Raw genomic sequence first — 12,566 nt, 5'->3', positions numbered from 1 at the left:
CCGGCGATGGCGTCGGAATCCTTTTGCCCCGGACGGGCCTATCCGTTTTCAACAATGGGAATGGGATCAGATATGTATCGCCAGCAGATCCTCGATCACTACAAGAACCCGCGTAACTACGGGGAGATCGAGGAGCCGACCTACACCCACATCGGCGAGAACCCGATGTGTGGCGACGAGATCCGAATCGACGTCAAGCTGGCCGACGACGAGGAGACCATCGAACACGTCGCCTTCCAGGGCGACGGCTGTGCGATCAGCCAGGCCAGCGCCAGCATGCTGTCGTCGAAACTGCCGGGTGAATCAGTCAATGACCTGATGGAGATGGACAGAGACGACATCGTCGACATGCTCGGCGTCGACATCAGCCCGATGCGGATCAAATGTGCTGTCCTCGCCGAGAAGGTCGCACAGGACGGCTACGAGATCTATCAGGGCGAGAAGGACATCGACCGGACGTCGACTGAAGACTAGTTCTCGAACCCGTCTTCCCACCGGAACTGACCGTCTCGCTGGACGACTTCACCATCGATCTCCAGTCGTGAGTCCCCGCCCACCGACGTGATCAGGTCGACGTGGACCGCGCTGTCGTTGCCCGCTTCGCCCTCGGGCAGGTTCGCGTCGTAGGCCCGGCCGAGCGCGAGGTGGACGGTGTCGCCCATTTTTTCGTCAAACAGGATGTTATCAGTGTAGCGGTCGATCCCGCGGTTCATCCCGATACCGAGTTCGCCGAGTCGGCGTGCGCCCTCGTCGGTATCGAGCACGTCACCGATCACGTCAGCGTTCTGTGCGGCGTCGTACTCGACGACCTCGCCGTCCTCGAACGTCAGCGAGACGTCCCGGACGCGCTTGCCGTGGATCGTCATCGGTACGTCGAACTCGACGTGTCCCGACGTGTCGTAGGGGGCGGTGAATACCTCACCGCTCGGGAGGTTATGGGAGTCGTACGCCACGGAGGCACAGCTGTTGACCGCGGTTCGGCCCTCGATCGACATCGTGAGATCGGTGTTCGCGGAGACGAGTCGGACTTCGCTTCCTTCGTCGAGCAGCCCCTTCATCCGATCCATCTCCTCGGCCAGCGATTCCCAGTCACGCAGGACGGCGTTGTAGACGAACTCCTGATACTCCTCGTAGGCCATTCCTGCCTGCTGGGCGAGCGACCGCGTGGGATGGACGGTCGAGACCCAGTCGGTGTCCATCCGGGCTTCGCGGACCCCCTCGGTGGCTCTGGCGTGTGCCTGTCGGCGCTCGGCTGGCACGTCGGCCGTGGCCGCCGTGTTGTGGCCACCGCGAAGCGAGAGGTAGACGTTGGCGTTCTCGTAGAGGGCCAGTTCGTGGGCGGGATCTGGGTCGAACTCGTCGTCGTGTGCCCGAAGATACGCGCGTGTAATCTCGCCCGAGGCCCGCGTCGTGACGAGGTTTGCCCCACGCTCACCGAGCAACTTCGCGGTCGCGACCGCAAGTTCGTGTGCACCGGGGCTGACCGCCATCACGACGTCGTCTCCCTCCTCGATGCGTGCGCTCCAGTCGACCAGTACCTCGGCGTGCTCTCGGATTCGGTCGTCCATACGTCTCGCAAGCGGCGGCGGAACTAAATACGTCCGGAAGGGTTAGTCGTCCTCGCCAGTGATCGCTGCATCGCCAGCGTCAACCGCCGGTTCGTCGATGTACTTCTCCTTCCAGGTGCCACGCAGGAACCACGCCACGGCGATGGTTGCGCCGAGCACGTTCCCCACGGCCATCCCGATCCAGATACCGGTCGCACCCATGTCGAAGACGAACACGAGCAGGTAGACCGTTCCCACCCGGCCGACCCACAGGGTGAGAATCGAGATGACCATCGCTATCTTCGTGTTTCCAGCCCCACGGAACGCGCCGAGCATCACCTGCGAGACGCCGATGAAGGCGAACTCGACCGAGCGAATCTGGACGTATTCGACACCGAGGGCGATCGTCTCCGGGGCGTCGGGCACGTCCCCGAGGAAGACGCTCACGATCGGCTCGGTGAAGGTAACGGCGATCACCGCGACAACGAGCATCACGCCCGCGCCGGTCGAGGCCGCGATCCACGCTGCCCTCGCTGCTCGATCCGCACGGTCCGCACCGAGGTTCTGGCCGACCATCGTATCGATCGCCCGCCCCAGCCCCATCGCAGGCAGGAAGACCAGCGAGATGAGTCGGTTCCCAAGCCCGTACGCCGCGACGACCGGCGGCGCGAACGTGACGACCATCGCCGTCAGGCTGATCATCGCAAGCGCGCTTGTCGACTGCTCGACCATGCTCGGTGTGCCCAGTCGGATGATATCCTCAATGACCCCGAAGTCCGGTCGAAGGTGGCTCAACTGAACGGCTGGTCCGATCGATGTGCCAAAGAGCAGACCGAGGCCGATCCCCGTTCCCACCCCGCGGGCGACGATCGTGGCGGCGGCAGCACCCTCGATGCCCCAGCCGGTGTAGCCAGTGGCCGCAAGTAGCGTCGCTTCGAGACTTTGCAAGCCGAGCCACACCATCACCGGGTTGTTCTCGAACCCGAAGATCAGGAACGGGTCGAGGAGGACGTTCACGAGCACCGAGACCACCATCACCAGCATCGGTGTGCGCGTGTCACCGTACCCGCGCATGAGCGCCGAAAAGACGAAAAAGCCGAACATCAGCGGCATCCCGAGGAAAATGATCTCCATGTAATCCGCCGCGAGCGGGACGACACTCGCCGCCGTATCCGGATCGCTTGGCAGGAGTTCGAGTGCTGGACGCGTGTAGAAATAGCCGACAACGCCGATAACGACCGAGAGCAAACTGACGAACGAGACGGTCTGGCCGGTTACGAGCCCGGCGGACCGATCACCCTCCGCACCGATATACTGCGCGACGAGGATCGCACCCGCCGTGGTAAACCCGCCCGCGACGGCGATCAGCAGGAAGATGAGTGGAAACGCGAGACTGATCGCGCCGACGGCATCCGCGGAGAGCCGTCCGAGATACAGCGTGTCGACGACGTTGTACGTTACCTGCAACAGCTGGATGACGACGATAGGCCACGCGAGGTGAAAGAGCGGCCGTAGCAGACTCCCCTCTGTGATCGACTCACGAGGATCGTCGCTGGACCCGTCGGTCGACGAGGAATCGTCCGGGGTGACCTGCTCGGCCGGACCGTCGTCCGTCTCGGTTGGAGGGCGATCCGAATCGCGGGGCTGACCTGTCACTGGTACTGCTGAAGTAACACTATCAGTTGAGTATTTTGTTGTCGGGGTCGACTACCGAAACCGGTTTGTCGGTATACGTATGCGTACTATTTCCGATCGAGTGAGGACATCTGGCACCCCCTCGATCAAGGAGAGGCACGAGATTATATACAAGGGAGGGTACGACAGGGGGTAGACGGCCGGGTGTTCGGCGTCCAGAAGATCGTCTGCTCGTCGTGATTCTTGTAGCCAAGTCAGTATCGGCCAGTGGAACGGCGTGAAGCAGACTGCACCGATACTCTGTTGCAACTGGTGAAATGGCTGTCCCCGCAAACCGCGGCGTTCAGTCGCCGCCAGCCCCTGCCTCTGCCCGCGCCTGCTCGACCGTTTTGCCGTCCCGGATCACGGCGTCGACGAACAGCTCCCCCGCCCTGTACGACGAACGGACCATCGGTCCGGAGGCACAGTACAGAAAGCCCAGTTCGTCCTCGGCGACGCGCTCCCACGTATCGAACTTGTCGGGATGGACGTAGCTCCGGACTGGGAGGTGATCGGCCGAGGGGCGGAGATACTGGCCGAACGTGACGATGTCGACCTCTGCTTCCCGCAGATCCGCGAGCGTCTGGTAGACCTCGTGATCGTGTTCGCCATGGCCCAGCATGATTGAGGTCTTGGTATGGATGTCGGACTCACGCTCGACCTGCTCGAGGACGCGCAGGCTCTGTTCGTAGCCAGCACGCGGGTCCCTGACCCGACCCTGTAGGCGCTGGACCGTCTCGACGTTGTGCGCGATGACGTCCGGCTCGGCCTCGATGATCTTCCGGACGAGTTCGGGCTCGCCCTGAAAGTCGGGGATCAGCACTTCGACGAGCGTCTCGGCGTTTCGGCGCTTGATCTCCCGGATCGTCTCGGCGAAGTGGTTCGCACCCTGATCCGGCAAGTCGTCCCGGTCGACCGACGTGAGGACGACGTAATCGAGCCCGATGTCGGCGACTGCGCTCGCAACTTCGGTTGGTTCGTTGGGGTCGAGTGACTCACCACCGCCGGTCTCGACGTCACAGAAGCCACACGAGCGGGTGCACTTGTGGCCCATCAGCATGAACGTCGCCGTGCCCGGCCCGTCCTCGCCGCTCCAGCACTCGCCCATGTTCGGGCAGTTGGCCTCCTCACACACTGTGTGAAGGTTCCGATCCCGCAACGTCTGTTTGATACCCGTGAACTCCTCGCCAGTCGGCAACGGCTTGAGAAGCCAGTCGGGCTTCCGCGAGCGACTCATGGGGGTACCTTACAGGGCAAGCATCTACAACGTTGCGGCATCGCCAGCACCCACGCTGGGATCACCCAGACTCACGGATAGCGGTGGAATCGGATGTCACCACCCGGTGTCTGAGGTAGAGGCGTTCACTACGCACACTCCGGGATCGAAGCACGTCTCCAGGACTGCCGCTCAGAAGTCGCTTGTAATACAAAAAAGCCAAGGGCCGGATTTGAACCGGCGATGGGCGGCTCTGCAGGCCGCTGCGTTCGGCCGGACTCTGCCACCTTGGCGCGTATGTAGATAGATTCGTCTCCCGCTTAAGCCCTGCGTTTCGCCAGCAGCGGTAACGATACTTCGCACACAATTCTCGCTCCGCGTAAAACAAGTACCGAGCGGCGATCGGGTCTCCCGAAGGGATCTCAGGCCGTTCAGTGTTCTCAACCGGGTCGACAGGCCGGCCACGTTTTCACCGTTGATCCGAATCGACCGACTCCTTCCCTCATATCGTCACCGCAACACGTGCTGTTACGTCCTCGTCCGCCGTAAGGGCCGCGACTGCGACGTACTCTCCGGATGGTGGATCTGACCAGACGTACTCCCGCTCAAACTGATCACCAGGTGCAAGCGTTACACGCTCGATCGCCTGTGTGAACAGTTTGCCGTCGCTCCACCGCCAGCACTCCTCATCGGTAGTGGCGCCGTAGACCACGATATCGGCACGGCGGCCATCCCGGAACGTCAGCTCGACGGGCGTCGATCCGGCGTTGGTAACTGTCAGCCGAAAGGTGACATCCCGGTCGATAGTCGCGGAGAGCGCCGGTTCCAGGGACATTGGTATCGACTAGACAGATTCCGTTTCGCTGGTCTCGTTACCGGCTTCGTCGACGACGGTGAGACGGACCTCGTCGACAGACGACCTGCGACTCTCCAGATCGTGGCGGCCGTCCGCGTTGCCGCCGCTCACGTCGGAGGTCACGCTGTCGACGACGGAGCCCGCATCCAGCTGTTCGCTCGTCACTGTGTCGAGGGCACCGTCCTCGTCGCTGACTTCCCAGTCGACCGTGTGTCGTGACCAGTTGGGGTTGGAATCCTCGGTCACGTCGAACTGTTCGATTACTGGGTCGCTGTCGCCCGTCCCGTCCCCGTCGTCGGTCGTGAAACTCCGGATTTCACCGGAGTCACTATCCGCATCAATCTCGGCCACTGCACGGAACTCGTACTCCGTGCCACCGTCCAGACCGTCGATATCCGCGTCGAATGTCCCTTCTGACGAGACGGTTCCCGCATCGACATCGCTCGAAAGCTCCTCGCCGCTGTTGCCGTACTCGAAGCCAACATCGGCCTCGTCCACGCCGTCGAGCTCCGTGACCTCGCCGTTCAGCGTCGCCGAGGTCTCCTCAACATCGGTCGCCGCCTCGGTGGCGACGGTGACGCTCTCGTCCTCTTCTTCGTCATCGTCTTCATCGTCGTCATCGTCATCGCCGTCCGCGTCGACCGCCGCGGCGACATTCAACCGGCCTGCGCCCTGTTCCTCGTCGGAGAGACCGATATCGTCCGCAGCGTCTTTCAGCTCTGCGCGGACGGCTTCACGATCCTCTGTCCCGTCGGCGATGACAGTAGCCGCGGCACCCGCGACGTGTGGCGCAGACATCGATGTACCGGAGAACTCGTCGTAGTCGTCCCGCGGAATCGACGAGAGCGTATCGACGCCAGGGGCTGCAAGCTCGACCTCCGGCCCCGTCGAGGAGAAACTCGCGAGTTCGTCGTTCTCGTCGGTCGCCGATACCGCAACAACGCGCTCGTCCCGCGCGGGGAACCCGACACAGTCGGTGCACTCCCCGGAGTTACCCGCCGAGCCGATCATCACGACACCCCGGTCGGCTGCGTACCGGAGCGCGTCTGTCACGACATCGGAGTCGGAGTCCCCGCCCAGGCTCATGTTCTGGACATCGTGGCCCTGATCCGCCGACCACTCGATCCCTGCAGCGATGTCGTCAAAACTGCCGCTTCCACAGCAATCGAGAACCTTGACAGCGTGCAAGGTCACTTCAGGAGCGACTCCAAGCACCCCAGTTCCGTTGTCCGCGGCCGCAGCCGTCCCGGCGACGTGTGTTCCGTGGTCGTTATCGTCGTCCCATTCCTCCAGACACTCGTCGATGTCGCTCCCGCCACCCCCGAACCGACAGCCACTACAGTCCGACTCACAGGCCGCATCCGTCGCGGCCCAGCCCTCTCCCAGATTTGACTCCAGAGTTTCGTGCTGGGCATCAATCCCGGTGTCGAGAATCGCCACGCTGACCCCTTCCCCGGTATCCCCATCATCAATTGCCACGTCGGCATCCGTGATATCAATACCGTAGGGCGTCGTCTGGTCGTGTGCGTGCATCCGTCCGTTCCGTTCGACGTACCGGACGTTGGGGTTGCTGCGCAGCGCGTCCAAGGCCTGCTCGGAGAACCGACCCGATACCGCCTCACCGATCTCGCCAAAGTCGAGTCGCCGAAACACCTGGTCGGCGGCCTGCGCCGGCAGGTCCGACTTACCGGGATCGACCCCGATAATATACCCGTCTGACGGCCCACTGTCATCTCCACTGGCAGTTCCTGTCCCAACGGCACCGGCTACACCTGCACCGCCGACTGTCTGTAGTACTCGTCGTCGAGTTATGTTATTTGCTGGCACGTGTCGCTAGTAATAGCCATATCTAATAGTAATTACGGTTAATAATACATAAGTAAAAGTGCTGAACAAAATTTGAGAGACTCACAAACGTGTAGAAGCAGATAGTTTGTAATAGTCATTAGTTAGTCTACAAGGTGTAAAGTGAGTCGAAGACCTCACGAGGTATCGGAAACCGCACCGCTGGCTCTCGCCCGGTTCGAAATGAAAAACGCCCCCATGCGCGATGCATGGGGGCGCGATATGATTGACAGGCGGCGATCCGGTGTTCCCAGAGGGTCTCCCACTCCAGTACTTGCCGTAACGCGGGCAGGCTTATCTTCCGTGTTCGGGATGGGTACGGGAGTTGCCCTGCCGCTCTGGCCGCCTTAATCCCAACCTGTGGACTCGAACCACAGTTCCAACAACCTGCGTTGGTCGGTGACCACTCTTGTGTACGTGCGATCCAGTTTACGCCTGGACCAGGTCACACAGCGCGAATACGCTCTGTTCGTGGACCAGTGCAGATGAACACTCGTTATGAGTGATTGGCTTGGTTTGTTAGTGCTCGCGGACTCAACGTCTCGTTGCCTCGACGCTAACATCCCGAGTCTATCGAACTCCTCTTCTACGAGTAACCTCAGGAGTACCTCGTATCCAGGTGGGTTTCGAGCTTAGATGCGTTCAGCTCTTACCCCGTGGTGCGTAGCTGCCCGGCACGTGCCCTTGCGGACAACCGGTACACCAGTGGCACCCAAGCACAGTTCCTCTCGTACTATATGCTCGTTCCCGTCAGGTACTCAAACACCCCCAATAGATAGCAGCCGACCTGTCTCACGACGGTCTAAACCCAGCTCACGACCTCCTTTAATAGGCGAACAACCTCACCCTTGCCCGCTTCTGCACGGGCAGGATGGAGGGAACCGACATCGAGGTAGCAAGCCACCCGGTCGATATGTGCTCTTGCGGGTGACGACTCTGTTATCCCTAGGGTAGCTTTTCTGTCATCAATCTGGCCCATTGAGGACCATGATTGGTTCGCTAGACCCCGCTTTCGCGTCAGCGTCCATCGTTAGGCTGGACACTGTCAGACTATCTTGTGCTCTTGCACTCTGCGCCGGATTTCTGACCCGGCTGAGATAATCATGGGGCGCGCTCGATCTTCTCTCAAGCGCGTACCGCCCCAGTCAAACTGCCCGGCTACCGGTGTCCTCCGCCAGGAGTGAGAGTCACAGTCACTAGTGGGTAGTATTTCACGTGTGCCTCGGTGGCCCGCTAGCGCGGGTACCTGTGTAACGGCTCCTACCTATCCTGCACACTAGCGACCGTGTCTCAGCGACAGCCTGCAGTAAAGCTCCATAGGGTCTTCGCTTCCCCTTGGGGGGCTCCAGACTCCGCACTGGAATGTACAGTTCACCGGGCCCAACGTTGGGACAGTGACGCTCTCGTTCATCCATTCGTGCAAGCCGCTACTGAAGCGGCAAGGTACTACGCTACCTTAAGAGGGTCATAGTTACCCCCGCCGTTAACGGGTCCTTCGTCCCATTGTACTGGGTGTTCAGATACCCGCACTGGGCAGGATTCAGTGACTGTACGAGTCCTTGCGGATTTGCAGTCACCTGTGTTGTTACTAGACAGTCGGAGCGTCCGAGACACTGCGACCTGCTCCATAGAGAGCAGGCATCCCTTCTTGCGAACGTACGGGACTAACTTGCCGAATTCCCTAACGTCGGTTGCTCCCGACAGGCCTTGGCTTTCGCCGCCATGGATACCTGTGTCGGTTCTCGGTACGGACACCATACTCGGATTTTCACGGGTTCCAGGTTGACCCAGCTTGCGGCATCCCGCCGTTCGTCCGCTTCGTGCCATTACGGCTTCCACGGAGTTAGACGGTTACACTGGGCGCGAGCCCAGCCTGGGCGACCCCGAAACGTCTCCTTTGAGTGTATGGTGGCACGGAAATATTAATCCGTTACCCTGCTTCGATCTCCGCGAGTTACGAGAGATCTTAGGACCGGCTAACCCTCGGCTGATCAGCATTGCCGAGGAACCCTTATCCATTAGGCCGTCGGGGGTCTAACCCGACTATCGCTGCTACTATGGCCAGAATTGTCGTCACCAGTCGGTCCACACGAGTTCTCACCCGTGCTTCCACCCAACTGGAGCGCCAACCTACTCGATCACCCTGTCAGGGGTGCGGCCAGGTCTCGGTCGTGGATTTGAGCCCCGATCATTTTGGGCGCCCCGAACCTCGGCCGGTAAGCTGTTACGCTTTTCTTAGAGGGTAGCTGCTTCTAAGCTCACCTCCCGGCTGTCTGGGGCTCGGGACCACCTTCGATCGCACTTAATCCACAGTTTGGGACCTTAACCCGGCGCTGGGTTGTCTCCCTTACGGTACGCAGGCTTACCCCGCGCACCGGATTCCACGCGTCAACAGCGTTCGTAGGTTCGGAGTTTGACAGATGAGCCGACTCCTCTCGGAGGCGGGGTCATCAATCGGTTGCTCTACCCCACGAACTACCTCGGCGCAGGTCATGCTTCGACATGTTTCGGTTGGAACCAGCTGTTGCCGGACTCGATGGGCCTTTCACCCCTATACGTGGGTCACGAGAGGGTATTGTAAAACACCAACTCTAGCAGGCCTCCACATGGCTTTCGCCATGCTTCACCTTGCCCACGCATAGATCGTCCGGATTCGGGTCGTGTCCGAATGGCTCCCCGCGCTTGAACACGGTGGCCCTCGTCGTAAGACTGCGGCCGTATTGGTTTCCCTGTGCCTTCCCCGATGCTCGGGTTAGACTCGCCATTCAGACACACTCTCTGGCTCGTTTTTCAAAACGCACGACGGAACACCGGCTTCCCATGATTCCTACTGTATCCTCGCGGATACCTCGTTTTTCATGGGACCTTCTGTGCCCCGTCGCTCAGTGGCTGACTGAGTTCAAGCCCTATTTCACCATCCGTTATGGAATACTTTTCAGTGTTCGCTCACGCTACTTGTTCGCTATCGGTCTCGAGGAGTGTTTAGTCTTCTCAGTCGATGCCTGAGATATTCACAAGGGATATCCAACCCCTGTTACTCTGGAGCTGACGCGTTCTGTACTGGTCTACGGTACGGGGTTGTCACCCTGTTTCACGCTCCATTCCAGGAGACTTCTCGTAGACGGTCCAGAAGTGAGAGTCAGTCCGAACACCACATTGCCCGTGAGGGCTTCGGTTTGGACTGTGTCGCGTTCACTCGCGGTTACTAACGATATCGCGGATTGCTTTCTGTTCCTGCCGATACTGAGATGTTTCAGTTCTCGGCGTTCCCCATTGCGCAAAGCAATTGCAAAGAGGATTCCTATTCGGAAACCCCGAGTTCTTCGCCTCCGTGCGGCTCCCTCGGGCTTTTCGCAGCTTGGCACGTCCGTCGTCGGCTCTCGAGCCGAGCTATTCACCAGTCAGCGTTGTAGCCACGCAAATAATTCGTGTGTCGTCTGTGTTGGACCACGTCAGAGCAGACTCGCTGTCTGCGGAACTGGTCCAGTGGACGTCTGGATCGCACGTACACATGGTTTCCTCACATTCGGGGTGGTCTAGCCGAATGTTCAACCCTTCCCATCCGCGCTTGCACGGGATGGTGCATCAGTTTCGTCGTACTCCAATCGAGCGCCCATTGCCGTATAAGGGCAACGGTTCTCGATTCGAGCACGAGCCATGGACCCACAGGGATTCGAACCCTGGGCATCCTCCTTGCAAAGGAGGCACTCTACCACTGAGCTATGGGCCCACTCCCCTTCCGGGGAGATGGTGTATAGTGTTAGCTCTGGTAGTTCGTTAGCGTCCGGACGCTCGTGGTGGCGTCGCCGGCATGCGGACTATGAATATGTAGGTGGGTCGGGGCGTCGCCCCGATCCCGGTCAGTGGAGGTGATCCAGCCGCAGATTCCCCTACGGCTACCTTGTTACGACTTAAGCCCCCTTGCGGAGCCCAGATTCGACCGCCGAAAGCGGCCTCATCCGGACCCCACTCGGGTGCTTTGACGGGCGGTGTGTGCAAGGAGCAGGGACGTATTCACCGCCGCCTTCTGAGCGGCGATTACTACCGAATCCAGCTTCATGAGGGCGAGTTTCAGCCCTCAATCCGAACTACGATCGAGTTTCGGAGATTAGCGTCCCCTTTCGGGGTTGCATCCCACTGTCTCGACCATTGTAGCCCGCGTGTCGCCCAGCACATTCGGGGCATACTGACCTACCGTTGCCCGTTCCTTCCTCCGTGTTAGCCACGGCAGTCTCCCTAATGTACCCACCTGGCGCGAGCCAGTGCTGGCAATTAAGGATGCGGGTCTCGCTCGTTGCCTGACTTAACAGGACGCCTCACGGTACGAGCTGACGGCGGCCATGCACCTCCTCTCAACAGGTCTGATAAGCTCATCACACTGATCGTCACTCCTGTTGTCGATGCTGGTGAGATGTCCGGCGTTGAGTCCAATTAAACCGCAGGCTCCTCCGGTTGTAGTGCTCCCCCGCCAATTCCTTTAAGTTTCATCCTTGCGGACGTACTTCCCAGGCGGCCCGTTTATCGTCTTCACTGCGGCACAGCACAGGCTCGTAGCCTGTGCCACACCTAACGGGCATCGTTTACGGCCAAGACTACCCGGGTATCTAATCCGGTTCGTGACCTTGGCTTTCGTCCCTCACCGTCGGATCTGTCCTCTCGAGGCGCTTTCGCCACCGGTGGTCCGACCAGGATTATAGGATTTCACTCCTACCCCGGTCGTACCCCTCGAGCCGTCCAGTCCCAAGCCAGGCAGGTTTCACCGGCCGCCTACGCGTTGAGCACGTAGATTTCCCGATAAACTTACCTGGCGGGCTACGGACGCTTTAGGCCCAATAATCGCGGCCATCACTTGAGCTGCCGGTATTACCGCGGCGGCTGGCACCGGTCTTGCCCAGCTCTTGTTCCACCACCTCCCTACGGTGGTGAAAAGCGAGGACTATATGCCCTCGCACTGGGGATCCCCTTATCGCACTGTCGTGCAGTGTAAAGGTTTCGCGCCTGCTGCGCCCCGTAGGGCCCGGTATCTTGTCTCAGATACCGTCTCCGGGCTCTTGCTCTCACAACCCGTACCGATTACTGGCACGGTGGGCCGTTACCCCACCGTCTACCTAATCGGCCGCAGCCACAGCCTCTGGCGCCGGAGCGTTTGCGGTTCCGTGCAGTTCCAGCAGCGGAACGGTATCGAGTATTAGCCTCAGTTTCCCGAGAGTATGCTCGTCCAGAGGGTAGTTTGGCCACGTGTTACTGAGCTTTCCGCCACGAGTCTGAACTCGTGCGACTAGCATGGCTAAATCGGATCCCCATAGCAATGGCCTCCGGCAGGATCAACCGGAATGTGCCTCCCTGGTGGGAGGCGGTTAGGCGGGATGCCATCCCAGAGGGATAGCGTCACCATTCGTTCCCGAAATGGGAACGAGATCGCGTTTGT

At 60.2% G+C, this 12,566-nt stretch carries 6 protein-coding genes, 2 tRNA genes and 3 rRNA genes; 1 reads left to right on the top strand and 10 read right to left on the bottom strand.

The genetic code is table 11. From position 1 onward, the window contains the following. The first annotated feature begins 54 nt into the window (after window positions 1–54). Window positions 55–474, top strand: coding sequence for a Fe-S cluster assembly sulfur transfer protein SufU (sufU, locus tag AArcS_RS01040; RefSeq protein ID WP_238478573.1), 420 nt, complete (start codon window positions 55–57; stop codon window positions 472–474). Here the strand turns inward: sufU and AArcS_RS01035 are convergent. The 10 genes from AArcS_RS01035 to AArcS_RS00990 all read right to left on the bottom strand — a co-directional run bounded on the left by AArcS_RS01035 (window position 471) and on the right by AArcS_RS00990 (window position 12,473). Next, window positions 471–1,568, bottom strand: a complete 1,098-nt coding sequence (locus AArcS_RS01035) for an aminopeptidase (RefSeq protein ID WP_238478572.1) — start codon at window positions 1,566–1,568, stop codon at window positions 471–473. The two genes, sufU and AArcS_RS01035, sit on opposite strands and share 4 nt — an antisense overlap. 42 nt (window positions 1,569–1,610) lie before the next feature. After that, window positions 1,611–3,203, bottom strand: coding sequence for an MATE family efflux transporter (locus AArcS_RS01030; RefSeq protein WP_310736979.1), 1,593 nt, complete (start codon window positions 3,201–3,203; stop codon window positions 1,611–1,613). 322 nt (window positions 3,204–3,525) lie between these two features. Further along, window positions 3,526–4,458, bottom strand: coding sequence for a lipoyl synthase (gene lipA / locus AArcS_RS01025; RefSeq protein WP_238478571.1), 933 nt, complete (start codon window positions 4,456–4,458; stop codon window positions 3,526–3,528). Between the two features lie 196 nt (window positions 4,459–4,654). Further along, window positions 4,655–4,730 (bottom strand) — tRNA-Cys (locus AArcS_RS01020). A gap of 209 nt (window positions 4,731–4,939) precedes the next feature. After that, window positions 4,940–5,272 carry a BsuPI-related putative proteinase inhibitor gene (locus AArcS_RS01015; RefSeq protein ID WP_238478570.1) on the bottom strand — a complete coding sequence of 111 codons (333 nt, stop codon included), beginning with the start codon at window positions 5,270–5,272 and terminating at the stop codon, window positions 4,940–4,942. A 9-nt stretch (window positions 5,273–5,281) separates the two neighbouring features. Further along, the gene (locus AArcS_RS01010; protein WP_238478569.1) at window positions 5,282–7,120 is read right to left on the bottom strand and encodes a S8 family peptidase; all 1,839 of its coding nucleotides are present in this window, start codon (window positions 7,118–7,120) and stop codon (window positions 5,282–5,284) included. Between the two features lie 246 nt (window positions 7,121–7,366). Next, window positions 7,367–7,488 (bottom strand): 5S ribosomal RNA (gene rrf / locus AArcS_RS01005). 151 nt (window positions 7,489–7,639) lie between these two features. Next, window positions 7,640–10,560 (bottom strand): 23S ribosomal RNA (locus tag AArcS_RS01000). A gap of 236 nt (window positions 10,561–10,796) precedes the next feature. Further along, window positions 10,797–10,868: transfer RNA gene (locus AArcS_RS00995), tRNA-Ala, on the bottom strand. Window positions 10,869–11,002: 134 nt separating this feature from the next. Then, window positions 11,003–12,473, bottom strand: a 16S ribosomal RNA gene (locus AArcS_RS00990). The 16S, 23S and 5S rRNA genes sit together here with 1 tRNA gene alongside, the layout of an rRNA operon. Between the last annotated feature and the right edge of the window lie 93 nt (window positions 12,474–12,566).

It is taken from the genome of Natranaeroarchaeum sulfidigenes (genome assembly GCF_017094485.1).
Lineage (GTDB): Archaea > Halobacteriota > Halobacteria > Halobacteriales > Natronoarchaeaceae > Natranaeroarchaeum > Natranaeroarchaeum sulfidigenes.
The sequence above is the reverse complement of the archived record's forward strand: the minus strand, read 5'-3'. Positions and strand labels throughout refer to the sequence as shown.

Bases quoted from the DNA above. Each gene is read 5' to 3' on its own strand.
- sufU (WP_238478573.1), top strand. From the start codon at position 55: ATGGGAATGGGATCAGATATGTATCGCCAGCAGATCCTCGATCACTAC.
- AArcS_RS01035 (WP_238478572.1), bottom strand. From the start codon at position 1,568: ATGGACGACCGAATCCGAGAGCACGCCGAGGTACTGGTCGACTGGAGC.
- lipA (WP_238478571.1), bottom strand. From the start codon at position 4,458: ATGAGTCGCTCGCGGAAGCCCGACTGGCTTCTCAAGCCGTTGCCGACT.
- AArcS_RS01015 (WP_238478570.1), bottom strand. From the start codon at position 5,272: ATGTCCCTGGAACCGGCGCTCTCCGCGACTATCGACCGGGATGTCACC.